This is a genomic window from Tateyamaria pelophila, from assembly GCF_019966495.1.
Lineage (GTDB): Bacteria > Pseudomonadota > Alphaproteobacteria > Rhodobacterales > Rhodobacteraceae > Tateyamaria > Tateyamaria pelophila.
Genome location: NZ_JAIMIA010000020.1, coordinates 38,521 through 65,394, shown reverse-complemented (window position 1 = coordinate 65,394; position 26,874 = coordinate 38,521). Strand labels below are relative to the sequence as shown.

19 protein-coding genes and 1 pseudogene are annotated in these 26,874 nt (G+C 58.7%); 4 read left to right on the top strand and 16 right to left on the bottom strand.

Annotated features, from left to right (window positions below):
* Positions 1 to 541 precede the first annotated feature (541 nt).
* The 3 genes and pseudogenes from LC354_RS08925 to LC354_RS08915 all read left to right on the top strand — a co-directional run.
* A pseudogene (locus LC354_RS08925) lies at positions 542 to 798 on the top strand (hypothetical protein); the annotation flags it as partial.
* A 390-nt stretch (positions 799 to 1,188) separates the two neighbouring features.
* On the top strand, positions 1,189 to 3,000 hold the full coding sequence (locus tag LC354_RS08920; protein WP_223423045.1) for an ABC transporter transmembrane domain-containing protein: 1,812 nt from the start codon (positions 1,189 to 1,191) through the stop codon (positions 2,998 to 3,000).
* Between the two features lie 195 nt (positions 3,001 to 3,195).
* On the top strand, positions 3,196 to 5,094 hold the full coding sequence (locus tag LC354_RS08915; protein WP_223423044.1) for an acyl-CoA synthetase: 1,899 nt from the start codon (positions 3,196 to 3,198) through the stop codon (positions 5,092 to 5,094).
* Between the two features lie 76 nt (positions 5,095 to 5,170).
* Here the strand turns inward: LC354_RS08915 and LC354_RS08910 are convergent, their stop codons facing one another.
* From LC354_RS08910 to LC354_RS08880, 7 genes are all read right to left on the bottom strand, one after another.
* Positions 5,171 to 6,007, bottom strand: a complete 837-nt coding sequence (locus tag LC354_RS08910; RefSeq protein WP_223423042.1) for an alkaline phosphatase family protein — start codon at positions 6,005 to 6,007, stop codon at positions 5,171 to 5,173.
* Between the two features lie 192 nt (positions 6,008 to 6,199).
* On the bottom strand, positions 6,200 to 7,834 hold the full coding sequence (locus tag LC354_RS08905) for an ABC transporter ATP-binding protein (protein ID WP_223423040.1): 1,635 nt from the start codon (positions 7,832 to 7,834) through the stop codon (positions 6,200 to 6,202).
* Positions 7,835 to 7,952: 118 nt separating this feature from the next.
* Positions 7,953 to 8,768 (bottom strand): ABC transporter permease, encoded by an 816-nt coding sequence (locus LC354_RS08900; RefSeq protein ID WP_223423053.1) that lies wholly within the window; start codon positions 8,766 to 8,768, stop codon positions 7,953 to 7,955.
* Positions 8,769 to 8,886: 118 nt separating this feature from the next.
* A complete protein-coding gene (locus LC354_RS08895; protein ID WP_223423038.1) occupies positions 8,887 to 9,843 on the bottom strand; it encodes an ABC transporter permease in 957 nt (318 codons plus the stop codon).
* Between the two features lie 9 nt (positions 9,844 to 9,852).
* Entirely contained in the window at positions 9,853 to 11,445 is a 1,593-nt protein-coding gene (locus LC354_RS08890) for an ABC transporter substrate-binding protein (RefSeq protein ID WP_223423036.1), read from the bottom strand.
* Positions 11,446 to 11,586: 141 nt separating this feature from the next.
* Positions 11,587 to 13,572, bottom strand: a complete 1,986-nt coding sequence (locus tag LC354_RS08885; protein WP_223423034.1) for a CocE/NonD family hydrolase — start codon at positions 13,570 to 13,572, stop codon at positions 11,587 to 11,589.
* Between the two features lie 192 nt (positions 13,573 to 13,764).
* Positions 13,765 to 14,865 carry a DUF4147 domain-containing protein gene (locus LC354_RS08880; protein ID WP_223423032.1) on the bottom strand — a complete coding sequence of 367 codons (1,101 nt, stop codon included), beginning with the start codon at positions 14,863 to 14,865 and terminating at the stop codon, positions 13,765 to 13,767.
* A 184-nt stretch (positions 14,866 to 15,049) separates the two neighbouring features.
* Here LC354_RS08880 and LC354_RS08875 point away from each other — a divergent pair, with 184 nt between their 5' ends.
* Positions 15,050 to 15,418 carry a SpoIIAA family protein gene (locus LC354_RS08875; RefSeq protein WP_223423031.1) on the top strand — a complete coding sequence of 123 codons (369 nt, stop codon included), beginning with the start codon at positions 15,050 to 15,052 and terminating at the stop codon, positions 15,416 to 15,418.
* Here LC354_RS08875 and dtd read toward each other — a convergent pair.
* From dtd to LC354_RS08830, 9 genes are all read right to left on the bottom strand, one after another.
* Positions 15,415 to 15,861, bottom strand: a complete 447-nt coding sequence (gene dtd, locus LC354_RS08870; RefSeq protein ID WP_223423029.1) for a D-aminoacyl-tRNA deacylase — start codon at positions 15,859 to 15,861, stop codon at positions 15,415 to 15,417. The two genes, LC354_RS08875 and dtd, sit on opposite strands and share 4 nt — an antisense overlap.
* Positions 15,858 to 16,529 (bottom strand): nitroreductase, encoded by a 672-nt coding sequence (locus LC354_RS08865; protein WP_223423027.1) that lies wholly within the window; start codon positions 16,527 to 16,529, stop codon positions 15,858 to 15,860. The genes dtd and LC354_RS08865 overlap by 4 nt, the downstream gene beginning before the upstream one ends.
* Positions 16,526 to 17,647 carry a TFIIB-type zinc finger domain-containing protein gene (locus LC354_RS08860; protein ID WP_223423025.1) on the bottom strand — a complete coding sequence of 374 codons (1,122 nt, stop codon included), beginning with the start codon at positions 17,645 to 17,647 and terminating at the stop codon, positions 16,526 to 16,528. Before LC354_RS08860 ends, LC354_RS08865 begins: the two co-directional genes overlap by 4 nt.
* A 1,493-nt stretch (positions 17,648 to 19,140) precedes the next feature.
* Positions 19,141 to 20,796 carry a Hint domain-containing protein gene (locus LC354_RS08855; RefSeq protein WP_223423022.1) on the bottom strand — a complete coding sequence of 552 codons (1,656 nt, stop codon included), beginning with the start codon at positions 20,794 to 20,796 and terminating at the stop codon, positions 19,141 to 19,143.
* 452 nt (positions 20,797 to 21,248) lie between these two features.
* A complete protein-coding gene (locus LC354_RS08850; RefSeq protein ID WP_223423021.1) occupies positions 21,249 to 22,364 on the bottom strand; it encodes an SPFH domain-containing protein in 1,116 nt (371 codons plus the stop codon).
* 21 nt (positions 22,365 to 22,385) lie between these two features.
* On the bottom strand, positions 22,386 to 23,348 hold the full coding sequence (locus LC354_RS08845; RefSeq protein ID WP_223423019.1) for a DUF2927 domain-containing protein: 963 nt from the start codon (positions 23,346 to 23,348) through the stop codon (positions 22,386 to 22,388).
* A 12-nt stretch (positions 23,349 to 23,360) separates the two neighbouring features.
* Positions 23,361 to 24,557 (bottom strand): toxic anion resistance protein, encoded by a 1,197-nt coding sequence (locus tag LC354_RS08840; protein ID WP_223423017.1) that lies wholly within the window; start codon positions 24,555 to 24,557, stop codon positions 23,361 to 23,363.
* A gap of 24 nt (positions 24,558 to 24,581) precedes the next feature.
* Positions 24,582 to 25,484 (bottom strand): 5-bromo-4-chloroindolyl phosphate hydrolysis family protein, encoded by a 903-nt coding sequence (locus tag LC354_RS08835; RefSeq protein WP_223423016.1) that lies wholly within the window; start codon positions 25,482 to 25,484, stop codon positions 24,582 to 24,584.
* Positions 25,485 to 25,884: 400 nt separating this feature from the next.
* Positions 25,885 to 26,865, bottom strand: coding sequence for a pseudouridine synthase (locus tag LC354_RS08830; RefSeq protein WP_223423014.1), 981 nt, complete (start codon positions 26,863 to 26,865; stop codon positions 25,885 to 25,887).
* Positions 26,866 to 26,874: the final 9 nt, after the last annotated feature.

Genomic DNA, 26,874 nt, shown 5'->3' with positions numbered 1-26,874 from the left:
AGGACTGCTCAACTCCGTCCCGCGGCTGGATCAAAGCCGCTCAGAGCCGCTGCGCCCGATCATGGGAAATCCGGCCGCTGGACGCTTTACCGCTTCGCAGACCCGCTCTCACCCTGCGTGTCATGCGCGAAGATCAGTCAACCGTCATCACCTCTCCATGCCATTCCACACGACTGGACGGGCCCGAATTGGTTTTGGGAAATAATTCGGAACCTCTGCAGAACTCGCTTCCTCGAATTGTAACCTATTCATTAGACGCGCAGAATTTTTAAAGCCATCGCGCTGCTCACGCGCGGAGTTTGTATAGAGATTGCGGAATGAACTGCGCGCAATGCCAACTGGTTGGAGATTAATCGCTCTGGCGCGCAACCTCAGCTTCGACTGAAGAGATGAAAACTCATAATTGCAATTTCTAAACGGCGGCAAATTTCGCAGACGGCTGTTGACCGTCGTCCGGTCATCGCCTGGTGCCCGTAGCTGCTTCTTTTCATGAGCGATACCCAAGGTCCGCTTGATCACCCCGCGGGCGCGCTCTCGATGATCGCGATACCAGGGTCGCGCCCTGTGGCGACGATGGAGCGGCGACCACCGCCGAAGCGGCGTCGAGACCAAGATGGCCTGGATCAACCGCTTGGGCCAGTCCCTGATGGCCATAGATTTTGATCGTCTGGTCGCGGAAATGCAATTCGCGTCGCTATGCTTCACCGCGACACAGCCCTTGGCATTGCCGTCACAACGTCCGTAGGGTTAAGTCTGTTCGGGGAGAGGGGAAGTCTGCCCATTACCCGATTTACATAACAAAGCCCCGGCGTATCCTGACTGACGTCGGCATAGATCCACCCGAGTACTTCTTGGGTTGACCAGCTGAAACAGGGGCCTGTGCCGAACAGCGCCGCCGTCTTGGACTTTCCGTGGCAGTAAGCTGTGACATAAAGCGCCGCATCCAGCACATTGCATTGTCCGGAGCGCGAATCGATTTTGAGGTGCGTTTGCGGTTCTGTCCTTGCGGTCAGGCCAGCAAGGCTGCAATGTGTACTCTGGCGCAGATATGGCGATATGCGTGACCGTCTTGATGATGGCCGAGGACATGGTTTGAACCCGGTCAATTCCCGATTGGGCAAACTGTCCTATTGACCCTTCTGGCGTCTTTCGGCCATCTGCGGCCCACAACAATGACCCGGAGAGTGCATGGCCGATCCATCACAGGTGACACCACCACCCAAATCAGCCTCCGAAGAGCGCGAAAAATCCAAAAAGATCGGCGCTCTCAGGGCGCTGTGGCCCTTTGTGCTGCCCTATTGGAAGCTGATGATTGCGGCGATTGCGGCGCTGGTGGGCACTGCGATCATTTCGCTGACGCTGCCCATGGCTGTGCGCCGCGTGGTCGACAATTTCCAGACCGAAGACGCGGCCTTGCTGGACTATTACTTCGTAGCGGCCATCGGCATTGCGGGCTTGCTGGCCGTGGGCACCGCCCTGCGCTATGCCCTTGTCACCCGACTTGGGGAGCGGGTCGTGGCCGATATTCGCAAAGCGGTCTTCAACCGCGTGATCGGGATGTCGCCCAGCTTTTATGAAACCATCATGACGGGCGAGGTGCTCAGCCGGATCACGACGGATACGACGCTGATCCTCAGCGTTCTGGGATCTTCGGTGTCGATCGCCCTGCGCAATGCCCTGATTTTTGTGGGTGGCCTGATCCTGATGCTTTTGACATCGGCCAAATTGTCGGCGCTTGTCTTGCTGATCGTGCCTGTCGTGATCGTGCCCATCCTCGTTCTGGGGCGTAAGGTCCGCGCGTTGGGGCGGGACAATCAGGACTGGATCGCTGCTTCCTCGGGCCGTGCGTCAGAACAGCTGAGCGCAGTCCAGACCGTACAGGCCTTTACCCATGAGACGGCCAGTCGCGCCATGTTTTCGGACGTGACCGAAGCCAGCTATGCCTCCGCCAAGCGTCGGATCAATATGCGCGCCCTGATGACGGTCATCGTGATCTTTCTGGTCTTTGCGGGCATTGTCGGTGTTCTGTGGATTGGGGCGAATGATGTCCGTGCCGGCGTAATGACGGTCGGATCGTTGATCCAGTTCGTGATCTATGCCGTTATGGTGGCCGGCGGTGTTGCGGCTCTGTCCGAGATCATCGGTGAGTTACAGCGTGCTGCGGGCGCGACCGAACGTCTGGTGGAGTTGCTGCATACGGTTGACAGCGTTCGGGATGCGGACGAACCGGTTGCCGTGCCGTCCCCTGTCCGCGGGCATATCGCCTTTGAGGACGTTAAGTTTTCCTATCCCAGCCGGTCCGGGATCGTCGCGCTTGACGGGGTTTCTCTCGATATCCAGCCGGGCGAAACGGTAGCCTTTGTGGGTCCCTCCGGGGCGGGCAAGACAACGATCATCCAACTCATACAGCGGTTTTACGACCCTCAATCGGGGCGGATCACCCTGGACGGTGTCGACGTGTCGCTGATGGAGCGTGAAGCCTTCCGCAAGCATATCGCGCTGGTTCCGCAGGATCCGATGATCTTTGCCGCCACGGCAGCCGAGAATATCGGCTTTGGTCGGCCGGGCGCCGCGCAGTCGGAAATCGAGGCCGCCGCGCAAGCGGCTGCAGCACATGAGTTTATCATGGCGCTTCCGGAAGGCTACGCGACCCAATTGGGCGAACGTGGCCTGATGCTGTCAGGGGGGCAAAAGCAGCGGATCGCCATCGCACGTGCCATTCTGCGCGACGCGCCTGTGCTCCTGCTCGACGAGGCGACCAGCGCGCTGGATGCCGAGAGTGAACGGTCTGTCCAGAATGCGGTCGATATGCTGGCGGAAGGGCGCACGACGTTGATCGTGGCGCACCGGTTGGCGACGGTCAAAAAGGCGGACCGGATTGTTGTCATGGATCATGGCCGTATCGTGGCCCAAGGCGCGCATGACAAACTGGTGGCCGAAGGGGGCCTTTATGCCCGACTGGCGCGGTTGCAGTTTACGGATGGGATTGCGGCGGAATAATCCGTCCTGCCGACAAGCGATATGGAACAGAACCGTGGTCATGTTGTGACCCAAGGTCACAGCTTTTGACGCCGCGTACTGTCCGGTCGCTTGCCCGTTGCGATGCTTGAATAATGCTGCCAAGCACCGCATCTTGGCCGCAACAGAAAATGCGTCAAAAACACAAATTTAAAGGGCGCCGCAGGGAGGAATACGATGTCTTTTGCCGGAATCGCGGATCGCGACGCTATTGAGAATGAGATGCCATGGGCCGAGCGTGACGTTGCCAAAACGTTATACGGTATGCTCAGCAGCACAGCCGAAAAATTCCCGACCCATAACGCCATCAGCTACCAGATTTTTTCTGATCCGAAGTCGAAGGCCGAGACTTTGACCTGGTCGGCGCTCAAAGATCGTTCGACCCAATGTGCGAACATGCTGCGCAGTATGGGGATCGGGCCGACGGATGTCGTGGCGTACGTGCTGCCGAATTGCACCGAAACGGTTGTTGCCCTGCTGGGCGGTGCCGTGGCCGGGATTGTCGCACCGATCAATCCGCTTCTGGAAGCAGATCAGATTGCCTCTATCCTGCGCGAGATCGATGCCAAAGCAGTGATAACCCTGCGCGCCTTTCCGAAAACGGATGTGGCAGAAAAGACCGCCAAGGCCGTGAGCCTTGCCCCGAACGTCAAAACCGTTCTTGAGGTTGATCTGCTGACCCATGTCTCGGGGCTGAAATCCTTCATCATTCCGCTGATCCGCCCCAAGATGAAAAAGGCACCGGGTGTGGCTTACAAAGACTTCAACAGTGAAGTGGCCAAGCACCCCAAGACCCTGACATTCGAAGATGTACAGGAAGACCGTGTCGCCTGCTTTTTTCACACCGGTGGCACGACGGGCATGCCGAAGGTCGCGCAGCACAAATATTCCGGCCTGATCTACAATGGCTGGTCAGCACACAGGCTGCTGTACTCTGAAAATGACAACATCATCTGCCCGCTGCCCCTGTTTCACGTCTTTGCCTGTCATCCGGTCCTGATGGGGGCCATCGCTTCTGGCGCGCATGTGATATTTCCGACGCCGCAGGGATACCGGGGTGACGGGGTCTTCGACAATTTCTGGAAGCTGGTGGAGCGGTGGAAAGTCACATTCATCTTTACCGTACCCACGGCCATTTCCGCCAAGATGCAGCGCCCGATCGACGCCGATATCAGCACGATCAAGACAGCGTTCTCCGGCTCGGCCCCGCTGCCGCAGGAACTCTTCAAACGGTTCGAGAAAGCGACGGGTGTGACACTGATCGAAGGCTATGGCATGACCGAGGCGACCTGTATCGTATCGGTCAATCCGCCGGAGGGTGAAAAGAAAATCGGATCGGTTGGCGTCACCTTCCCTTATACGGATGTCAAGGTGTTCAAGAATACCCCCAACGGGCCGATCGAGGCGGACGTGGACGAGGTTGGCGAAATCTGCGTTTCCAACCCGGGGGTCTATCCGGGCAACACCTACACGGAAACGCCAAAGAACCAGGACCTGTATTACAACGAGGTATATCTGCGGACCGGTGACCTTGGCCGGTATGACGCCGACCAGTATTTGTGGATCACAGGCAGGGCCAAGGATCTGATCATTCGCGGAGGCCACAATATCGATCCCGCCGAGATCGAAGAGGCGCTGCTGGGTCACGAGGCCGTTGCCTTTGCCGGCGCAATTGGCCAGCCGGATGAGCATGCGGGCGAGGTACCCTGCGCCTATGTCGAACTGGTCGAAGGGGCGTCTGTCACACCAGACGTCTTGATGGCCTTCTGCAAAGAGCATGTGCACGAGCGCGCGGCGCAACCCAAACATATGACGATCATGAATGAGCTTCCAAAGACCGCCGTCGGCAAAGTCTTCAAACCTGATCTGCGCAAGGAAGCGATCACCCGTGTATACAATAGTGCTCTGGAAGCGAAAGGGCTCGAGGCCCGTGTCGTGTCGGTGATTGATGACAAAAAACGCGGGCTTGTGGCGCAAGTCGACGCCAATGGTGCGGACGAACACGCAATCCAGGCCATCTTGGGGGTGTTTGTGCGGCCTTGGGAAATGATGCCAGACGCGGTCGCTGCGGAATAGCCACGCCTTTTGGCAAAGCGGATCAAACGCGCAGCAGTTCAGCGCACGCGATATCCGTGCACAAGGTCGCGATGGTTCAGGCCAGGAACGGGCTGGCGCGCATCGTGTCCGGGATGTTCGCGCCAAGGCGGCTGAGGATCGTCGGAGCCAGTTGCAACTGATCCAGAATGGTGTCTTCGGGGGGGCCGTCTGCCGCTCCGAAATAGTAAAGGGCTGCCTCTTGTTGCAGCACACCGCGCCCGCCGTGGTGACCGCGTTCATCCTGCCCGTGATCTGCCGTGACGATCACATCATAGCCCATGGCGCGCCATCGTGGGATGAAAGGGGCTAACATTTCATCCATGACAGCGCAGGCATGGTCCATTTCCTGACAATCGTGAAAAAACCGATGCCCCATGCTGTCGAGCGTACAGGTGTGGAGCATCCCGTAATTCAAATCGAAACGCTGGCACAGATTGGTCAGCGTGCCGAACAGATCGACGTCCGAGGGCGTCATCTGGTTGGATTGGCCGTAGCCCGTCATGGTGTGAAACCGCCCATGGTTGATGGTGGGGCTGTCTGCTTCATCATATTCGATGTCCCGAACGAAATCGAAGGGATGACGGTTGAAAAATTCAGACCAGAAGGAATGTGCGACAGCGCCCGTGACCCCACCTGAAAGCCGGGTCTGAGAAAACACGTCGGGGTGTTTCAGGCGGAAAACGTTGCCATTGCCCGTGCTGCCATGTTCGGCTGGTGAGACGCCGGTATGGATCGAGGCATAACATGAGGCAGAGATTGAAGGCAGCACCGAATGGATTTTCCAGACCCGCGCATCGCCGCTGTCGACCCAACCTTCGAGATTTCCGAAGAGTCTGCGCCAATTGCGGTAAGGTACGCCGTCAAGGATGATCAGCAGTAGTTTGTTTTGCATGAACCTGCTCCGATGAATGGTCATATTGGTGACCAAATCCTAGAGTTTGTATATCTTTAACTTCAACGGAATGCTGGCCTGCTGCGAGGCGCGTCGAGCTGCACGTATGTAAGCCATTTCCGGTTTCCAAATCCCGCGCTGCTGCTTTCCGTATCGGAAAGCAGCCGGACTTCGCGTCGAAGTCCGTTTGCGTCAGTTGCCCGCACTTTCCATTTTGCGATTTGCAATCACATCTTCGAGCCAGCCCAGTTGCATCTCCGGCACGGAACTCAGCAGCAGATCCGTATAGTCGTCGAAGGGAGGCGTCAGCACTTCGGATTTGGTTCCGTAGCGTTGCACCTTGCCCTGGTACATGACGGCAATGCTGTCGGCGATGGCACGGACAGTGGCCAGATCGTGCGTAATGAAAAGATACGCAACATCTTCGACTTTTTGCAGGTTCAGCAGCAGTTTCAGGATGCCGTCCGCGACCAGCGGATCAAGGGCAGAGGTTACTTCGTCACAGATGATCAGCTTGGGCTTGGCGGCAAGGGCTCTTGCAATACAAACCCGTTGTTTTTGCCCCCCGGAAAGTTCGGCCGGGTAGCGATCCTGAAAGCCATCGCCCAGTTCGATTTCGTCCAGCAGTTCTTGAATCCGCTTTTGCTTTTCTGCGCCTTTGAGCCCGAAATAAAATTCAAGCGGACGACCAATGATGGTGCCTACGGTCTGGCGTGGATTCATCGCCGTATCAGCCATCTGATAGATCATTTGCAATTCGCGCAGGTCTTCGATGCTGCGCGACGGCTGGTCCGGCGTCAGGGTGCGACCGGCGAAGGTGATTGTTCCGTCACGTGGCGGCAGCAGACCGGTGATCACCCGGGCAAGGGTTGATTTTCCCGAACCGGATTCTCCGACAACCGCCAGCGTTTGTCCGGGGCTGAGATCGACAGACACGTTATGCAGGACATCAAAATTTGTGCCCTTGTAGCGGGCGGTGATGTTCTCGACCCGCAGGACCGGTTCGGTCGGTTGCTTTTCCTTGTGGTCGATGGAGCGGACGGAAACCAGCGCCTTGGTATAATCTTCGCGGGGGCTGTTGATAATCTGGTCCGTCGTGCCGTATTCGACCATTTCGCCCTGCCGCAGCACCATGATGTGATCTGCGACCTGTGCAACGACAGCCAGGTCGTGAGTGATATAGAGAGCGGCCACGCCCGTGTCGCGGATTGCGTCCTTGATCGCCTTGAGCACGTCAATCTGAGTGGTGACGTCAAGGGCCGTTGTCGGTTCATCGAAAACAACCAGATCGGGTTGGGGGCAAAGGGCGAGTGCGGTCATGCAACGCTGCAGCTGTCCGCCCGAGACCTGATGCGGGTAGCGGTTGCCGATGTTCTCAGGGTCCGGAAGTCCGAGTTTCTTGAAGAGTTCGACGCCGCGCTGCTCTGCGTCCGCCTTCGAGAATTTGCCCTGACCGACGGCGGCTTCGATCACTTGCTCCAGAATCCGTTTTGCGGGATTGAAGGAGGCAGCCGCAGACTGGCTGACATAGGTGACTTCGGCTCCGCGCAACTTACGTACGTCGCTGAGGCTGGCTTGGAGGACGTCACGCCCGTTGACCATGACGGAACCGCCCGTCAGTTCAACACCGCCCCGGCCATAGGCCATGGCCGCGAGGCCGATTGTGGATTTGCCGGCACCGGATTCGCCGATGAGGCCAAGGACTTTGCCCGCTTCGACGTCGAAGTCGACGCCGTGGACGATTTCGATGTCGTGGGGTTTTTCACCTGGAGGATAGACGGTGGCGCCGATCTTGAGGCCGCGGACCTGGAGAAGCGGTGTGCTCATGTGCGTTGCCTTTGAGTTATGCGGTCGGGGGTGGCTCTGTTTGGCCTGTCGGCCAAAGACGCCCACCCGCCGACCCTGAAGCCATTGCGGAATTCTCGAACGTTGCGAGGCTGGTTGTTCATCCTCGCCCCCCTTTTAGGGAGGTTGTTCGCGTCAGGATCCAGTCGGCGATCAGGTTCACGCTGATGGCGAGCGTTGCAATCGCAACGGCGGGATAGAGCGCCGCGCCGATGCCGAAGTTGATCCCTTCCTTGTTCTCTTTCACGATGCCACCCCAGTCCGCGAGTGGGGGTTGGACGCCGATACCAAGGAAGCTGAGCGTGGAGATGAAAAGCACCATGAAGATGAACCGGAGGCCCATTTCTGCAACCAGAGGAGACAGGGCATTGGGCAGGATTTCACGGAAGATGATCCATTGCAGTTTTTCACCACGCAGGCGTGCGGCTTCGACATAGTCCATGACTGTGATGTCCACCGCGACGGCCCGCGCCAGACGGTAGACCCGTGTGCTGTCGAGCAGGCCCATGATGACCACCAATGTGACCACTGTTGCCTCGATCGAGGACAGGATCACCAGCGCGAGGATCAGCGAGGGGATCGACATGAAGAGATCGACGAGGCGGCTCATCAATTGATCAATCCAGCCGCCGGAGACAGCAGCGATAAAGCCGAGGACCGAGCCTGTTACAAAGCTGAGGATGGTGGCCAGCGTGGCAATCAGGATTGTCGTTTGGCCTCCATAGATCATGCGTGTGAGCAGGTCGCGGCCGATTTGGTCGGTGCCAAGCCAGTGTGCCGCAGAAGATGGCTCCCAGACATCGCCAACGGCTTCGGCCATGCCGTAAGGTGCAATCCAGCTGGCGAAGATAGCGGCCAAGAAGTAGGTGGCTGTGATGATCAGTCCGATAGCGGCGGAGAGGGGAATGTTTTTCAGCATTGTTTTCCGCCTTGGTTCTGGCATGTCTGGACGCCCGGACGTGCCACCGGATGCCTGCCTGCGCGCGCTATTGCATGCGCTTGGTCGCACCAAACGAGTTTTTTCAGGGGAAAACTCATTTTGGGTGCCTCAGTCTTGGATTGGCCAAGATCGAGACCACGTCGGCGACGATGTTCAGGATGATGTAGACGGCTGAAAAGATCACACCGCAGGCCAGCACGACCGGCACGTCTCGTTTGACCACGGCGTCCACGAGGTATTGTCCCATGCCGGGATAAGCGAAGACCACTTCGACGACCACCACACCGACCACAAGGTAGGCAAGGTTGATCATGACCACGTTCACGATGGGCGCGATCGCGTTGGGGAAGGCGTGTTTGCGGATGACTTCAAAGGTCCGCAGTCCTTTGAGCTCAGCCGTTTCGATATAGGCTGACTGCATCACGTTGAGGATGGCCGCGCGGGTCATCCGCATCATGTGCGCCAAGACGACAAGGGTCAGCACAGCAACGGGAAGCGATATCGCGTGCAGTTGAGCCAGCAGCGGCATGCCCGGGGAAACGCTTGCAAAGGACGGTGCCCAAGCCAGTTGCACCGCAAATACGAACACCAGAATATAGGCGATCATGAATTCGGGCAGGGAAATAGACGCCAGCGTGATGCCGGAGATCAGTTTGTCGGGCCAGCGGTTTTGATAGCGCACAGCGATCAGGCCCAGCAAAATCGCCAGCGGGACGGAAATAATGGCGGCCCAGAAGGCCAGAAACAGTGTCGCGCCCATCCGGCGGGATACTTGTTCAGCGATCGGCAGCTTGTTTGTCAGCGCATTGCCCATGTCGCCCGTGACGATACCGCCAAGCCACTCAAAATATCGAGTGTATGCAGGGCGGTCCAAGCCCATCTCCGCGCGCAAATTCGCCAGATTTTCGGCCGTGGCGGCTTGACCAAGAATGGCTTGGGCTGCATCGCCGGGCAGCACCTCGGTCAGGCCAAAGATCAGCGCAGATGCGGCGAGGAGCAGAAGGACGCCCAGCGATATCCGCTGGGCGACAAGTGTAAGGACTGGGTGCATAATACCGACTTAAGCCTTCCAGGTGTACTTGACGGTTTGCCAGTACATCTGTGGACCATTCGGGTTGGCTTCCCAGCCGTTGATATTGGTCGAAAGCGCATCCACAAAGTCGTTGAACATGGGCACGATCACGCCCCCCTCTTCGTTCAACATCCGACCCATGTTCGAATAGATTTCTTTGCGTTTGACTTCGTCAATCTCGGCGCGTGCCTCAAGCAGCATGTCATCGAACGCGGGGCGCTTCCATCGGGTATCGTTCCAGTCTGCGGTCGACAGATAGGCAGTCGTATACATCTGATCCTGAACCGGACGTCCGCCCCAATAGGACGCGCAGAATGGTTGCACATTCCAAACTTCGGACCAGTACCCATCGTTTGGTTCACGCTTGATTTCCAGCGGGATACCTGCGGCTTGGGCCGATTGCTGGAACAGGGCTGCGGCATCGACAGCACCGGGAAAGGCGCCGTCGGCGGTCCGAAGAACGATGGGAGAGCCATCATGACCGGATTTCGCGTAATGTTCGCGGGCTTTTTCCAGATCAAATTCCCGTTGTGGAATAGTCTCGTCATACAGCGGATAGGCTGCGTTGATCGGAATATCGTTTCCGACCGAGCCATAGCCTTGCAGGATCTTGTCCACCATCTCCTGACGGTTCAGCGCGTATTTCAAAGCCAGACGCAATTCCAAACTGTCGAAGGGTGCCGTGTCCACATGTGCGATGAAGACATAGTGACCGCGTCCTTTCGTAGACAGAACTTCGATTGTCGGCGCACGGGCCAGCAGTTTGGCGATTTTTGGTTCGACCCGGTTGATTGAGTCCACCTGACCGGACTGCAAGGCCGCGACACGGGCTGTTGCATCGTTCAATACGATGACTTCGACGGTATCGTAATGTGCGACCTCTGTCTGGTCACCGCCCCAGTAATCTGAACGGCGCTGGAACACCATGCGCACACCGGGCTCGTCGCTCTCGAGAACATAGGCACCGGTGCCGATGGCTGCCGTCGGGTCGTCAAAACCGCCATTGGGCTGAATGATAAGGTGATAATCGGCCATCAGATAGGGCAGATCGGCATTGCCGACGCCCAGTGTCACTTCGAAGACATCTCCGTCCGTGCGCATCGATTCGATCCCCTGAACGATACCCAGAGCGCCTGATTTGGAATCTTCGTTGGAATGGCGCGCCATCGTTTGCATCACGTCCTCGGATGTGACTTCCTGACCGTTGGAGAACATGACGCCCGGGCGGATTTTGAAACGCCAGACCGTTGCGTCATCCGAGCCTTCCCAGCTCTCCGCGACCAGCCCCTTCAGGCTACCGTCATGCACCAGTTCAATCAGAGGCTCACCCCAGCAGAATCCGCCAGCGATCGGCACATCGGAGGCCCAGGATGCGGGATCCTGACTGTTGGTCGACTCGCCGCCCTGGATTCCCATTTTGAAGGTGCCGCCCGCAATGGGCGTGGCCTGAGCAGGGCGCGCCAGCATCGATGATGCGACGGCGGCGGTCACACCCAATGCCGCGGCACGGCTCATGAATTCGCGACGTGTCATTGTTCCAGCCGTCACCTTTGACGACAGAAGTTCAAGTTCTTTAGACATTTTGGTCTCCCGGTTGCGTGCTCCGCGTCTCATGCGCGGATGTTTTTGTTTGCTGCCTAAAGCCTACCCATTTGTCCTTGGGTCGCAAGGGGTAATCCATCGGGTTGATATTGTTGTGTAGGTTACTCCTCTGGGGCGCTCCTACATATTGTCCCTCGGAATTTGGTCCGTCAGGCTTCGATCATAGATCCGCGCGTCGTTTTCAAACGCTTCGATGCGCGCGCTCAGATAGAAGCTGTTTGCGTCACTCCACATGGCGCAACGGGCCTCTGTGCGCAGGCGAATTCCGTCACGCTCAAGTTCATCGGTCCAGTGGCAAGTGCCTTTGGCAGAGAGCGGATCGTCGGGGTGAATTTGCCAATGTTCGCGGGCAATTGAGCCGGAAATCAACCCGTGCTCCGTGTCGCGGACCTTGCCGAAGTCGTCCTCAATTATCAGCGACGTGATCCCGGTGACCTGATCTACCTCTTGGCGGCGGACATGGGTTTCGGCGCGCAGCGATTCGGTTTCCCATGGGCGCGCGGCGACTGGCGGTGCAAAACTCGGTTGGCCGACCGCAATATCCGGGTGAGGCAGCGTGAGGGTTCCCTGCCTGATAAAAAGCTGGGTCGGAGAGGGCGACGGCCAAAGCAGTGGCCAGTACGCTGTGCTGATCGCGATCCGAATGCGATGCCCGGCAGGTACGGTATAGCCGACGTGATCCAGCATCAGGGTGATCTCTTCCGCCAGATCAGGGATCATCGGTTCAGGATGCGCGGCCGATTTGCGATGGCTGAGGTTAAGCACGCCATAGGTGATCCGTGTGCTGGCGCCATCCGGATGCACATGGTTCAACCGCACCGCGATTTGCCCCTGTGGCTGGTTGCAGGCGAGGGTCAGGCGCAGCTTTGGCGCGCCAAGAATCTCTGTGTCGGCATCCAGCGGAGCGCTTGTCCAACAGACAGACAGCGCGTCGTCGCTGCGTTGATCGCCCGGCAGCTCGGGGCCCAGCCAGATCGCACAGTATTCGCCGGATTGCGCGCCCGTGTGGGCCGGCGACGCGACGGTCCGATTGGCGCTGGTAAAGGTCGCGGTCAGCACGTCATCGCCTAGCCAAAATGTGCTGTGCGCCCTGCCGTCGTGCAATGCGCCTGCGGCTTGTCCCACCCAATGGCCGGGGCGCTCTGCGTACCAGGTGGCGGGGCGCACGCCGTCCATCACATAGGCCCGTAAATCCGGGTCTTTTTCGACGTTCGTATCGATCCCCTTAAGCCATCGATCCCACCAGCGCAGTGCCTCCTGAAGGAAACCGATGCGGGGCTCGGGCACCGCGAAATGCGGATATTTGTGCACCCAGGGGCCGATGATGCCCTTGGCTCCGGGCAACGCATCAACAAGCTGCGGGACCGCGTTTTTATACGCATCGCCCCAGCCTCCGACGGCAAGCACCTTGGCCTTGATCCTGCCGTATCCCTCGATCACCGAGCCATGGCGCCAATAGTCGTCCCGGCGTTGGTGGCGCAGCCAGACGGAAGGCAGGAACGGCTCTTTCTCAAGGCGATCCAGCCACATTTCGCGCCAGTTGGGGCGCAGGTCCGGATCAGGCGCGCGGGAGGAATAGGACCACATGGTGGCGCCCCATCCGAGGTTTTCATTCAGCAAGCACCCGCCCTTGTAATGGATGTCATCGGCAAAGCGGTCCACGGTCGAACACAGGGTGATTACTGCCTTCAAGGGTGTGGGCGCCAGTGCCGCGACCTGCAAGCCGTTGAATCCGCCCCAGCTGATCCCCATCATGCCGACGGTGCCGCAGCACCAAGGCTGCGCGGCCACCCAGTTGATCACCTCGACCGCGTCATCGAGTTCCTGTTGAGTGTATTCATCTTCCATCACCCCGTCGCTGTCGCCATTGCCGCGCATATCCACACGCAGACAGGCATAGCCCCGCTCCGCGAAATAGGGGTGAGTGAGCGCATCACGGGCACAGGTTCCATCGCGTTTGCGGTAGGGCAGGTAATCCAGAATGACCGGCACCGGATCGGCAAGCGCATCGACCGGGCACCAGATCCGCGCCGACAGGCGGGTGCCGTCGCTGAGGGCGATCCCCAGATCAGGCTGTTCTTCTATCTCGCGGAGCGTGTTTTTCATAAGCGTACGGTTGATGCTGTGTTATAAGCTGTCAAGCGCGCATGGGGGCCGGCGCCCCTGCCTGCGGCCTCCCCCCGGGATATTCCGGAACAGAGAAAGGGGACCCATGCGGTGCGCTTTGATCTGCCCGGTGCTTCATCTTGCTGGATAAACTCCGGGGGTGCGCGTAGCGCGAGGGGGCTGGCCCCCTTCTTAGTCCTTATGCGCGATCAGGATGTCCATGACATTGGTGCCTGTCGGGCCGGTCGTAACCAATGCGTCATGCGCTTTGAGCCAAGGGTAGGCGTCTGCCGAGTCCAGCGCGATCTGCGCGTCCGGCTGCCAGGTTTGCCCGTCTACGATGGCCCCTGCCGCGTCCGTGGGGCCATCGGTGCCGTCGGTGCCCGCCACCAATATGCGCAGATTATGCGTTTCAGCGATTTCGCGTGCCAATGTCAGCGCCAAGGCCATGTTGCGCCCACCGAGCCCCGGGTTTTCCGGCAGGTGAACGACGGGTTCCCCACCCATGATGTGAATGCCGGGGGCTGCGGCCCGGAGGTCGGCAGCAATCTTTGGACCAAGCTCTGCCACATCTGCATACAGGGTTTCGCTGTTTGATTTGACAGGAAGCTCGCTGGCGGCAGCCACAGCGGCACGGGCGATCGCGTTGCTGCCAACGATATGGGCCATAAATGCGAAGTTTGAATTCTTGGGCGCATCCGCGATGCCTGAACCGATTGTCGCAAGCGCATCGCCTTCGACATCCGACAGGGCCAACGTCGTGACCCGCGCCCCGTCAAAGCCTGACAGCAGTTTGCCCCCCTTTATTTGTGAGTTCTGCGTCCGCTGGGCGTTCATCGTGCCGATATCAGCGCCTGTTGCGAGCAATTCGTTGGTTTGATCCCTCAGCCCATCCAGATCAAGGCCATCCACAGGCCGTTCGGCCAGCGCCGACGCACCGCCGGAAACCAGTACAAGCAGGTGATCCCGAGATCCGCAGGCCGCCACCGCCTGTTGCAGCGCCCGACCCGCAGCCAGAGAGGCGGTGTCGGGGACCGGGTGGGCCGCCTCAAGCAGAGTGGCTGCACGCGGCGCGCCTTGCCCATGGCCGTATTTCGTCACGATCAGGCAGGGCACGTCCGGCCATTTGGCACAGGCGGCCTGCGCCATGGCGGCGGCCGCCTTGCCGATGGCAATGATGCGATCAGGACGCGGAACGTCATGCTGTTGCAGCGCTGTGTTTACGGCCTCCGCTCCGCCCACGGCACGCACACCCGCCTGCCACAGATCCAAAAGGTCATCACTGGTCATCATGTTGTTGATCCCGTTTCGACTACCTTCTTGTGGTACTTTGGACATCGTTCCCGCGCAACGGATGAAAACCGTGTAATTCCCATAAGGTCTCTTCGCCACGCCATTATCGACGACTGATCGACATCAAGACGGTAATCGGGGACTTGTGCTATGATGAACAGGTCTGAACACGGAGGACAAAACCATGTTTCATATCACGAAAACTGCGGAAAACCGTCTCGATATCGCATTGAGCGGCAGTGTGGATGCTGACGAGATGGGGCGGGCTCTGGATGATCTGATCGACCAATCCGAAGAGGTTTCACAAGGCTTAATGCTCTATACGATCACGGATTTCGCGATGCCGAGCATGGCTGCGATTGGGGTGGAGATGAGCCGCCTGCCAAAATTGTTCAGCCTTTTGGGCAAGTTCAACCGCTGTGCCGTGGTCTGCGAGACGCAATGGATCAGGACCGTGGCCGAAGTCGAAGGCGCGCTATTGCCGGGGCTGGAGATCAAGGCGTTTGAAACCGCCGAAGCGGCGGAGACATGGCTTTCTGCCGGGGCATCCTAGGTATTTTCAGTGTCTAGCCAAAGCGTTACGGGGCCATCGTTGGTCAGGCTGACCGCCATGTCAGCGCCGAACTCTCCGGTTTCCACTGCGATCCCGAGGGCTCGCAGCGCTTGCGCAAAGTGCAGATACAGCGCCTGTGCCTGATCCGGTTTGGCCGCGCCCGAAAATCCCGGGCGATTGCCGCGCGATGTGTCCGCGGCAAGTGTGAATTGGCTGACGACCAACGCACTTCCGCCGGTCTGCACGATGCTGAGATTCATTTTGCCTGCGTCGTCCTTGAACAGGCGCAGCTTGGAAATCTTGAGCGCCAGCGCATCTGCCGTCTGTTCGGTATCGTCCGGCATCGCGCAGACAAGGATCAACAGGCCCGGCCCGCAAGCTCCGATGACCTTGCCGTCGACCGCGACAGACGCGTCTGTCACCCGTTGCAGCAGCGCCTTCATTCCCGCCACACGATAACGTCGGAGACCGGGGCGCGTTCGGTGCGGAAACTGTTGGCCGGGTGGTCGGCATCTGCATAGCCAAAGGAGATCGCGCACAGGATGAGCCGATCGTCGGGGATGTCGAAATAGGTACGTACGAATGGCGCTTGGGCAGCGATGGCGGCTTGCGGGATGGTTGCCACGCCTTCGGCCTGCGCTGCAAGGCAGAAGGCGGTGACGAACCCGCCCGTGTCCATCGCGCCATATGGTCCGAGGTCGCGGGGGGAGGTTACGATGGCCACATGCGGCGCGCCGAACAGGCGGTAGTTTTCCATCATTTGCGCGGCGCCTGCCGCACGGTCGCCTTTAGTCACGCCCACCGCGTCATAAAGCTGAAATCCGCAGGCGCGGCGGCGGTCGCCGTAGACGCCGGGATAGCCTGTGGGCCAGTCCAGATCGGGGGCCGGTGGGGTTGTGCTGGCGGCTGCAAACAGGGCATCGCGAAAGCGGTTTGTTTCGGCCCCGGCGGTAACCACCAATTGCCAGGGTTGGGCATTGCACCAGCTGGGCACTTTTTGTGCCGTGCGCACAATCGTCTCGACGGTGACCTGAGGCACCGGGCGGGACGTAAAAGCCCGGCACGAGAAGCGGGCGTCAAGCAACAGGTTGAAATTATCGATCTGGGTCATTGCTGCGTCGCCATGACATAGCCGAAAACGGCTGCCACGATCAGGCCCGCAAGCACGGCCAATGCGATCTTGCCCTTGGACCAGGGCCGTTCGCCCTGCACACGGCCCGTGCGGCCGTTCACCACGAAGCGGTAGGTTTCACCACGATATTTATAGGCCGCCAACCAAACCGGCAGCAGAACATGTTTGAAGGTGATATCGCTCAGGCGCGTGTCGACGGTGTGGATGCGTTGGCGATCCCCCCCGATGTCGAACTTGATATCGCGCGCGATGACCCGATCCATATAGCTGCGCGCCTCGACAAAGCCGTCTTCGAGACCGATGGCGTAGCCCTCGGCGCGAAAGCCTGCAAGAAATTCAGGGGCGTAGGGTTCCATTTCGCTCAGGTCCCATGGCTCCAACGCATCGGTGAACCGCTTGGGCAGCGAGGTCGAAGCCAGTACAAGCACATCGTCAAAAAACCGCGCCACAGTGCCACGGGCGCGCCGCCAGCGGACTTTGGGAACTTGCACCGTTTCGCGTTTGCCGTCGCGCATTACAGTCCGGGTTTCGTAATACACCGTGCCGCGTTCGCCGGTATACGCGCTGCGCGTGTCGGCGTCGAACGTCCAGTATGGCACATAGATGCCCTGCATGCTGCGCCCCTTGCGCGCGTAGTCCTGCAAGCCGCCCGGCGCGAACCAAAGACTGCCCAGCCATGAGTTCATCGCGTCCCGCGCATGCGGTTCGGTCAGAGCAAAGGGCAGAACACCGCGCGGTTTAATGTGGCGGTGCGACCCTGTGTCCGTGACCACGGGCGTTGCGCAGAACGGACATTCGGTGGCGTGAATGTCGCCGTCGAACTCGACTTCCGCCGCGCAGTTGGGGCATTTGGAGACGCGGGTTTCCTCGATCTCGATATCGGGAAGATTGGCGTTGAGGGCGGCGTGGTAATCCAATTCGGTGATATGTGTGGCAGCGTTATCGCCTGCGCCCTCAATCGTGCCCGTGTTGCCGCAATGGTCACAGATCAATCTGCCTTTGGCCGGATCGAACCTGAAATCCGCCCCGCAATTGTCGCAAGGAAACCGATGGTCCGATGTCGGCTGGGCGGGGGTCAGGGGGGGCATTCCGCTCATGGCATTCCGTGCATTGCTCTGAGATTAATATTGTGCAGACTACTGTTTTCTCATCCGTCGGCAAGCGCCACGGCGCATCGCAGTGCGCAGGTGGGGGGGGACAGCGCGCCCTTTGCAGAAATTGCACAGCGTTTGTTGGCTTGGCGAACGGCACCGGAGCCCGCCAACAAAAGGTATCAAAAACGTCTGCCGGATCGGCAAGGGCCGTAACAGGCATACATCCAACGCTTTGGTCATCATGATCCACTGCGCATTCTCTGGCACCAGACAATATCGCCAAAAGTGGAAAAAAGAGAATGTCGGCCTGCGATCCCTCGTAGCGCATCGATCTGAATGAGATGGATATGTCCGACAATGACGTGGACGTTTCGCAAGCCGATGCTCCGGGCCGCGGCACGTCTACAAACCTGGACGATGACAGCGACACAAAATCAGCACAAGGATCAACAGCGCTTGACACGTGCATGGACCAAACGTTGTCACGATTTTGGTCCGGACCGGCAGAACCCAGACAAGAAGCGGTGCCAGAATCCAGTGCAACCCGTTTAGCGCGCTGTGTCGCGTGGCCGTTTCCTGCCGTAGAGGGGCATAAGTGCGGTTCATGTCGACAGGGCGCCATCGCCAGATCGAGGCAATAGGCTCCTGAACACGCCCTCCAGAAGTGTCACGTCGGACGTTGCAATTGGCAAGGCGTAACAGCCCGTAGGCCTTCCATGTCAAAGGGTGTGAAAGATTTGTAGATTACGAGCGCGGTTTTTTACTTTCTTATGGTCTCTCACGTCCGCTTGCGATGTCAGGGCTGCGGGCCATCGCTCGCAGAAAAATGGAGAAGTTTTTAGTACAATTGTCCGATCTCGTGGAACCCTTGCCCCGTCGGGGCATGATGATATCCTGATCGATGACGGCATTTAGAACGGTTCAGTGAATCTGGGAGAGATATCAGCGCGGCTTGTTGTTCGTGTTCACGATGGTTCCTTTCCTGCAGGGCACTTACCGATCACACATCTGCGTCGATCCTGCAGGAAAAGAACCGTTGTCAGGATGAGTACTCTGTCCAAAGAGTATCGATTGGCAGGCTTTAGCGGGCAAGGGGGCCATACCGATGATCTTGCGACCCGATAGGGCAGGCGTGGCTGCGGCCAATTCCGAGCGCATCTGCTTGTATGCGCGGAACCGGGCGATGGCGATTACGAAGGAGCGTAGTCGTGATCTCCCGCAAAGCTCGTTGAACGGACTTTGCGACCCGCATTTTCGAATTTTGACCCACCATCTGCATGAATCCCGCAACAAGGATCGTCTTTTGAATGCAGGCCGAAAGGCACTGATGCGTCCGATCAGATGATCGTCAAAGCCCCTCCGTTTTGCGCGGACACGGTGTGGTGTCTCGGCGCTAATATGATTTTATCACAAAGCCGAGGACATTTGATCGTCGTGCATAAAGCATGTTGCGCGCGGGCGACGTCAGTGCGGCGCGCGCGCTTGGCAAAACGAGATCAGTTTCGGTCTGACAAAACCCTAGCCGTGTTTCCACGCAATTCACCGCGCGCAGCAGTGTAGGCGAATTGGGCACCGTCAACCAAATCCGGGAACAGTTCAAGCAACTCTGCACGTTGGTCGGACTTGAGCCCCGCCACTGTACGGGCAGCAGGATGGAAGCTTTCTGCTTCGACCCCATCCGCATAAACAACTTCGTGGTTGTCAAAGACCATATGGATGTAAGTCACATCCTGTGTCGGACGAACTTCGACAATGGTGCTGTCGTTACACAACGCAAATGCCGGGACGAGAACCCCATCAGGCGCACCAAACATCACATCGGCGCGCCAATCCCGTACCAGAAACCGGTGTTGACGCGAGACGCGCATATCGCGCTCGGGTTGATCCGGGCCGAAGGCGTCCTTGCGGATCAGGATGGGGCGCAGACGCTTGTTTGCCGCCGCATATGGTCCGGACATGGTCGTGGCTCCGATCCAGCGGATCGTTTGGATTCCATGGTCACGGGTGATTACCCTATCGCCGGCCGTCAGGTCTTCAATCCGCGTCGCGCCCTGCGGGGTCAGAATGTATGTGCCCGGCGTAAAGCAGACGACAATCGCAAGGTCATGCGATGTTGTAATCACTTGGTTCGGCCCCGGTGACGGAACGGCACCCGGGTCGGGTTCGAATACGGATGTCACGGTGACGGTTACATCTGTCCCGGGGTCAAAAGCCGGATCGATGGGCAGTTGGTTAACGCTGTATCCCGTCGGTGTCAGAATGATCCTCGGATCACCTGCCAAAAGCGTTATTGTCTGGGTCAGCGGATCGCCGTTTGTATCGAGACCTTCGATTTCAAAGTTGATTTCCACCAGTTCGGCATCGGTCAAAGGTGCGACGATTTCTGCCAGCAGTTCGTCTGTGGTGAGAACTTGATTTGCACCGCCCGTGTTGTCCAACTGGTTCAGGGCATTGAGGCTGCTGTTCGCGCCAACTCCGATTCCGTTGATGGACGCACCAAAACTGTTTTCAAGATTGGTCGCTGCGGTTTCGATCGGTGAGGGGTTCCCGCTTGCCTGTGAACTCGGCACCGGAAAACCATCTGACATGAACACAACAAGGTTTCCGGGATAACCGGGGTCACCGGGACTGCCAGTATTGACGCCGCCAAGCACGTTGGCGGTTTCGTTGAGCGCGCCCACATAATTGGTCGTTCCGCCCGGTCCTTCATTTCCGATTGCTGTCAGTGCGTTGGTAAAACCAGTCGGGTCATCAAGTTGAAACGTGCCGCGATCTTGTGCGGAGGAATTGTAGCTTACGACCGAAACTGTGACGGTACTGGGATCGTATCCGGCGGCGACATATCCATCAAAAAGCTGCTGTGCAGCGAAGAGCTCGGCCACCAATATGGAATCGTTGTTTCCGTCGCCGGTAAAATCTGTGCCCGAACTGCCCGAGGTCGAACCGGATTGGTCGATCACAACGACGATGTTCAGGGTTTCAGGAATGTCCTGTTCCGTGATCGTTACCGAAACACAAAACTCGTCTTCGGCGAGGCCGCCATTGTCTGTCGTGAACAGGGTTGATGTCTGGGTGATCGACTCCGGGTTGTTTGAATCCGGATTTATGACCTGCGTGGAGGTGTCGACATCGGTATTTGCGGTATTCGTCATCTTCTAAATCCCGTTACATTCACAGGCTCACATGAAGCCTTGTACAAACCAGTTACTAAGCCGACATAAAATTTGCCGGTAAACACGCGATTATCATTGATCCGGAAACGAACACCCGTGACTCGACGGATTGTCTCCAATTTAAGAGAAAAAAGACTCGTTTTGAGCTCCGAACCATACAAAAATCTCGTCGAATGAGAGTCCACATCCAACACGGTCTGTCAAGGACTGTCTTGCAATGAGGCCTCTACCGGAGATTGAAACTTGACAGCAATCTCAAAGATTTATGCGGCGACTTAGATGCCTTACTGTGACCTGAAACCGTTACTTAAGCGTCAACAAGCGGCAATTTATACTTGGTGTCGAGGGCGCAGGACGAGCGACCGTTTTCGGGACCTGCGAATTCCTGTCTTTTTGTGTCATGTTTCGTTTTTTTGCGAACGCAATATCTCTCAAATGCCCGGTGGTGGCGGCGGCGGCATGATCGTGAAAAGCTGGGCCAGTTCGGTGACGTCTTCGGCTTTCATCCAGCCGTCTTGGCCCGCCGTCCAGACGTAGCTTTCGCGTGACAACTCACCACTGGCGGCCATCCGACCCAGTTGCGCCTTGGAAAAGGGCCCGCTTGTGACGCCATCTTTGGCCACGTGCCAGACATGTTCGACCGGTGGCGGTGGAGGAGCTGCCGCGGCCGTGCGTTGGGCGGGCGCCGCGCCCCAAGGCCCGACGGTGCCTGCCGCCGCATGACCCATTTGCATTCCGAGCCCTGCGCCAAGGCCCGCCTGAATGGCAGCCGCGCCACCGCCGTCACGGCCAAGGGCTTCGGCAGCCTGAAACTGCATATACTGGTTGAGGTTTCCGATCACGCCCATGGAGGAGCGTTTGTCCATCACCGCCTCGACGGCAGGCGGGAGCGAGATGTTCTCGACATAAAGCTCCGGAATCGTGAGTCCGTATTCGGCGACCTGCCCGGAGATTTCCTTGGCGACGAGTTGGCCCAGCTCGCGGGTATTGGCTGCCATATCCATGACTGGAATGCCGGACTTGGCCAGACTGCGCGACATTTCCTGCACGATGATATTGCGGATCTGGAAGCTGATCTCGTCCATTGTGAATTCGCCGTCGGTCCCGACGATTTCCACGAGAAAGCGGGCAGGGTCTGATACTTTGACCGAATAGGTGCCGAACGCTCGGAGACGGACCGGGCCAAATTCGGGGTCACGACAGATGATCGGGTTCTTGGTGCCCCACTTCAGATCGTTGAAGCGCGTGGTGTTGACGAAATAGACCTCGGACTTGAACGGGCTTCTGAAGCCGTGGTCCCAATGCTGCAAGGTCGTCATGATCGGCATATTGTTGGTTTCAAGCATGTACAGACCGGGGTTGAACACGTCCGCCAGCTGGCCTTCGTGCACGAAAACCGCCGCTTGCCCTTCGCGGACGGTCAGCTTGGCACCGTATTTGATTTCATGTCCCTCGCGTTCAAAGCGCCAGACCATGGTGTCGCGGCTGTCATCGACCCAGTGGATGACGTCGATGAATTCACCGGAGAGGAAATCGAAAATACCCATTTGGGTCTCCTTTGGACGGACTTAACTTGGTTGTTGCATGGCTTCGGTGGCCAAGACACGGATCATCGGTTGGGATTCTGCCAGGGACATGCCCGGTGAAAGCCGCCGATCATAGAGCATCCCCAAGAGGACCTCGTCATGGCTGGTCAGCAGCGCGAACTCGTCGTCATCGTTGAATATCGACGGTCGTGCATCAGGGCTGTCATTGGCAAGGCCAAGCCCCTGGGCCAGCTCCTCGTGGATACACGACAGCCGCAAAAGATCCGGGTTTTCGGCCCGTATCACCGCAACGGCAGCAGTGTAGACGCTGCGATCTGCGCCGGCGGCATAGGCGGCTACCGCGCAATAGACATCGTCCGGCAGATTTCGCACCGGGCCCAAATTCACCGCGCTGACTCCGGTCAGGCGCGGTGCGACAGCAGCGATCGTATCGGCGCGTTCGTCCTCGTTCACGAAAAAGACAAGGAAATTGGGGTCATCCCCGACAGTGATCGGATGCCCGGTGGCCTGCGATAACCGTTTGGCGTACTTGGTCACGTCTTCCAGGTCGCGCTGGCGTTGGCTGGGCGGGACAGAGGCGCCGAACACCACGCCCATACGAATGGGCGCTTCCCAGCGGCGCAACTCACCGGGCACACCCGAGCGTTGCCTGCCGCTGTCATACTCATTGAAAAACACGATCTGCTCAAAGTTGCGCGCCAGCATTTCGGCGGAATAGGGCGTATCGGGCCCGCCGCCATCCTGACGCAAAAGGCCCTGGGTCAGTTGACTGGATTGCACCTGGGTCAGATAGCTGCGCAGGGCGGCACTTGTTTCGGACGTCGCCTGCGGCTGGGCGATGGTACCCGTGGCCAAGCCAGAGGGTCGGACGCGTGGCGTCAGCACTGGTTCTACAGGCGTGAAAAGCTCGCAGCCCGCAAGCAGGCACAGGGCTGCTATGCTGCCCAGATGTCCTGCCTTGCGTATGATCTGCGCGCTTTTCATGGTTCTGGTGCCTTAGCTCGGCACGGCGATGGCGGCCGTATCGCCGACGCCGTCCTTGCGGGACTTGGCCGAGGCCAGCGTATCGCGCAGATCGGCTTCCATCTTTTTCAGCTCCTCTTCGGCGGCGGCGCGCTTGGCTTTGCCTTCGTCCGCAATCTTGAGCGAGTCTTCGATGGTGCCGATCAAAGCTGCATTGGCTTTCTTCACGGCTTCGATATCGAAAACGCCGCGCTCCATCTCCTGACGGATCGTCTTGTTGCTGCTGCGCAGGTTTTCAGCGTTGGCCGTCAGCAATTCGTTGGTCAGGTCATTGGCGTCGCGCACGGCGGCGGCGGCTTCGGCGCTGCGCTGGATGGTGACGGCCTGGGCCAGTTGCGTTTCCCAAAGAGGTACGGTGTTGACCAGTGTCGAATTGATCTTGGTCACCAGCGACTTGTCGTTTTCCTGAACCAGACGGATCGACGGCAACGACTGCATCGTCACCTGCCGTGTCAGCTTCAGGTCGTGCACACGGCGTTCCAGATCGTCGCGGGCCGCGCGCAGGTCGCGCAGTTCCTGGGCTGCCATCACCTTGTCGTCTTCCGCTGCTGCCTCGACCGCCGCCTCTTTGGCAGGGATCGCCGTTGCATCCAGCTCCGCAATTTTTTCCGTGCCTGCCGAAATATAAAGCGCCAATTCATCATAGAATTGCAGCGTTTTTTCATACAGCATGTCGAGCGACTTGATGTCCTTCAACAGCGCGTGTTCATGAGTCAACAGATTATCGGTGATCTTGTCAATCTGGCCCTGAACGTCCTCGAATTTGGCGGTAAACTTGGCGAACGGTGCGGCCCGGCCCAGCAGTTTTTCCCACCATGACCTGTCGCGGCGCACATCCAGTTCGGATACCGAAAAGCCCCGGATCGTGGTCACGATATTGCGCAGACTGTCGCCAGCTGGGCCCACATCCTTGTTTCGGACATCAGATAACATCGCCTGGCTGATCTCTTGCAGCTCCGCCTGCGCGGCGGATCCGAAGGACACGATGGACTGCGTGTCGCCCATGTCGATCTCGTCCATGCGGGCACGAATTTCGGCGCTTACCGGCGCATCGGCTTCTGCCAATGGCACAATCGCATTTGCCTCCTTGGGTTCGGCAAGCACAACGGCCGTCACTTCTTCGACTTGAGCGAGGGCGCTTTCGGCCTTTTGGCGGGTCGTCTCAGACATAGTGGGTCACCTTACTGATTGAATTTACGTGTTTTTGTCAGGTGCAAGGCGCACCCCTTCGCGCTGCAAACGATCTCGCAGCACGTCGATTTCGATATTCAGATCGCTGCGGTCTTCCACCAGCAGCTTGCGTGTGCGCGCCGCGAAATTCTGATCCAGATCGTCGAGCAGGGCCGCATAGTCCGCACGCGCCTTTGCGTCGCGGGTCCGGCTGTAGATGTCCGCAAACTTGGACGTCGCATCGCGCGCACCCATCAGATAGACGCCCAGATATTTGCGTGCCGCCGTCAGATCGCGCGGATCTTCCTCGACGGTGCGGATCAGATCGCGGGCCGTGGTCTGAAACTTCTCCAGCCGCAGTTCCATCTTCCGGTCCGAGGCGCGCAACATCGCATCGGACATGTCTTTGAGATAGGCCTCGGCATTGTCGACCACGCGTGCCACGCGATCCTGTTGAAAGGTATCGACGCCTTCCAAGCCTTTGGACTTCAACGGGTCGATGCCAAAAGCCGCGATATGCAGACCTGCGGTCACGGCGCCGTAAAGAACGGGTGCGACCAAGCCGGGCTCGACCCGATATGCGGCCAGAGCGATCCCAAGCCCCGTTGCGGCACTGGAAAACAGTTTGCGTGGAATGGCAGGGCGGCGCGCGACTTTGCGGCTGTTATAGGCGGCTTCCGCCTGGAGGCCGCCGCGCAGCAGCCAGGCCCCCAACGTCAGGCAAGCCGCTGAAACCAGAGCAATCGTCAGCCCGATTGCCCCGTCATTGAGAGCCATGAAGACCATCGGAATGGCGGGGATAAACATGACATTGGCGCGGGCCCCAACGGGATCCACTTGCGCCCGTTCATACACGCCGCGCTGAGGTGTTTCGCCGGGGAGGTCATCACCTTGGGGGCTGAATTTGCCGCCGAACCGTTGCGCCATTGATCAAAGCCCTCCGAGCATGCCGGTGGTGACGCCGAACATCAGCGCAATCAGCAATGCATATGCGATCTTTTGAAAGCCTGTCGGTTGCATGTGTTTCCTCGATTGATTGACGTGACTATAAGCGCTTTGCGGATGCAGCACTAGTGCCGTAGCGGGGCATCGCACTCCGTTGGCAGAACGCTTTCAGGTCTGCGGGTGCCGTTGTCCGGACGGTCGGATTTGTGGCGCAGTTGCGTCGTTTCGTGCCGCAAAGTCGGACTGCCAGACGGGCGTGCCGAGACAGCACCTGTCCAGCGCGTGTGCCGTCTCCGGGATATCTGGTCATCGAGGCCCTTCGGTCTTTTTTGTCGCATTTGACACAATATGGGTCATCGCACCGAAGATTTGAGGGGGCATTTCAGCTTTTGCGTCCGGGCCCGCCGGGTTTGCCCGGTTTGCGCGCGAATGACCCGGCAGGCCGGGATGGTTTGGCGCCAGAGGGGGCGCGTCCCTTCGGCCCGGACGGCGTCGCCGTTTTGGGCCCTGTAGCCTTGGCTTGCCTGCGTTCCTGAGGACCGGGGCGGGGTTTGCCGGGCCTTGAGGCTGGCTTGCGTGGGCCTCGGCTGACCTTGGTGCTTTTGGCGGCGGTGCCTGTATGTTCCTGCTCGGGCTCCAGCCCAAGCTGATCGCGCATGATCCGGCGGCGGATTTCCTCGACGGCGCCCGGTTTCAGATCGCCCAGTTGGAACGGGCCATAGCTGATCCGGATCAACCTGTTCACCACCAGACCGATGCTTTCCATCGCGCGGCGGATTTCGCGGTTCTTGCCTTCGCGCAGTCCGACGGTCAGCCAGGCATTGGCGCCCTGCTGGCGGTCCAGGGTAATCTGCATCGGTTGAAACCGGTCGCCGTCGACGGTGATGCCCTTGCGCAAGGGTTCAAGCATGGCATCCGTCGGCCTGCCGTTGATCCGCACCCGGTAGCGGCGCATCCAGCCGGTTGAGGGCAATTCCAGCTTGCGTTTGATCCCGCCATCATTGGTCAGCAGCAACAACCCTTCCGAATTTATGTCGAGCCGCCCCACGGACATCACGCGGGGCATGTCCTCGGGCAATGTTTCATAGATGGTTTTGCGGTCTTTTTCATCGCGATCAGTTGTCACCAACCCGATCGGCTTGTGATAGAGCCAAAGCCGTTCGGGCTCCGGCTCGGCCAGTGGTTTGCCATCGACGATGATCCTGTCATCGTCCGTTACGTTGAGGGCCGGGCTATCGATGCGCTTGCCGTTCACGAAAACGCGGCCTGCGGCGATGATGTCTTCGGCACCGCGCCTGCTGGCGAGGCCTGCACGGGCGAGAACTTTGGCGATACGATCGCCTTTGGGGGGCTCTTGGGTCATGCACTGGCT

Excerpts from the sequence above, each read along its gene's own strand:
- LC354_RS08920 (WP_223423045.1), top strand. The coding sequence starts at position 1,189 with ATGGCCGATCCATCACAGGTGACACCACCACCCAAATCAGCCTCCGAA.
- LC354_RS08915 (WP_223423044.1), top strand. The coding sequence starts at position 3,196 with ATGTCTTTTGCCGGAATCGCGGATCGCGACGCTATTGAGAATGAGATG.
- LC354_RS08910 (WP_223423042.1), bottom strand. The coding sequence starts at position 6,007 with ATGCAAAACAAACTACTGCTGATCATCCTTGACGGCGTACCTTACCGC.
- LC354_RS08905 (WP_223423040.1), bottom strand. The coding sequence starts at position 7,834 with ATGAGCACACCGCTTCTCCAGGTCCGCGGCCTCAAGATCGGCGCCACC.
- LC354_RS08895 (WP_223423038.1), bottom strand. The coding sequence starts at position 9,843 with ATGCACCCAGTCCTTACACTTGTCGCCCAGCGGATATCGCTGGGCGTC.
- LC354_RS08890 (WP_223423036.1), bottom strand. The coding sequence starts at position 11,445 with ATGTCTAAAGAACTTGAACTTCTGTCGTCAAAGGTGACGGCTGGAACA.
- LC354_RS08885 (WP_223423034.1), bottom strand. The coding sequence starts at position 13,572 with ATGAAAAACACGCTCCGCGAGATAGAAGAACAGCCTGATCTGGGGATC.
- LC354_RS08880 (WP_223423032.1), bottom strand. The coding sequence starts at position 14,865 with ATGATGACCAGTGATGACCTTTTGGATCTGTGGCAGGCGGGTGTGCGT.
- LC354_RS08875 (WP_223423031.1), top strand. The coding sequence starts at position 15,050 with ATGTTTCATATCACGAAAACTGCGGAAAACCGTCTCGATATCGCATTG.
- dtd (WP_223423029.1), bottom strand. The coding sequence starts at position 15,861 with ATGAAGGCGCTGCTGCAACGGGTGACAGACGCGTCTGTCGCGGTCGAC.
- LC354_RS08865 (WP_223423027.1), bottom strand. The coding sequence starts at position 16,529 with ATGACCCAGATCGATAATTTCAACCTGTTGCTTGACGCCCGCTTCTCG.
- LC354_RS08860 (WP_223423025.1), bottom strand. The coding sequence starts at position 17,647 with ATGAGCGGAATGCCCCCCCTGACCCCCGCCCAGCCGACATCGGACCAT.
- LC354_RS08855 (WP_223423022.1), bottom strand. The coding sequence starts at position 20,796 with ATGACGAATACCGCAAATACCGATGTCGACACCTCCACGCAGGTCATA.
- LC354_RS08850 (WP_223423021.1), bottom strand. The coding sequence starts at position 22,364 with ATGGGTATTTTCGATTTCCTCTCCGGTGAATTCATCGACGTCATCCAC.
- LC354_RS08845 (WP_223423019.1), bottom strand. The coding sequence starts at position 23,348 with ATGAAAAGCGCGCAGATCATACGCAAGGCAGGACATCTGGGCAGCATA.
- LC354_RS08840 (WP_223423017.1), bottom strand. The coding sequence starts at position 24,557 with ATGTCTGAGACGACCCGCCAAAAGGCCGAAAGCGCCCTCGCTCAAGTC.
- LC354_RS08835 (WP_223423016.1), bottom strand. The coding sequence starts at position 25,484 with ATGGCGCAACGGTTCGGCGGCAAATTCAGCCCCCAAGGTGATGACCTC.
- LC354_RS08830 (WP_223423014.1), bottom strand. The coding sequence starts at position 26,865 with ATGACCCAAGAGCCCCCCAAAGGCGATCGTATCGCCAAAGTTCTCGCC.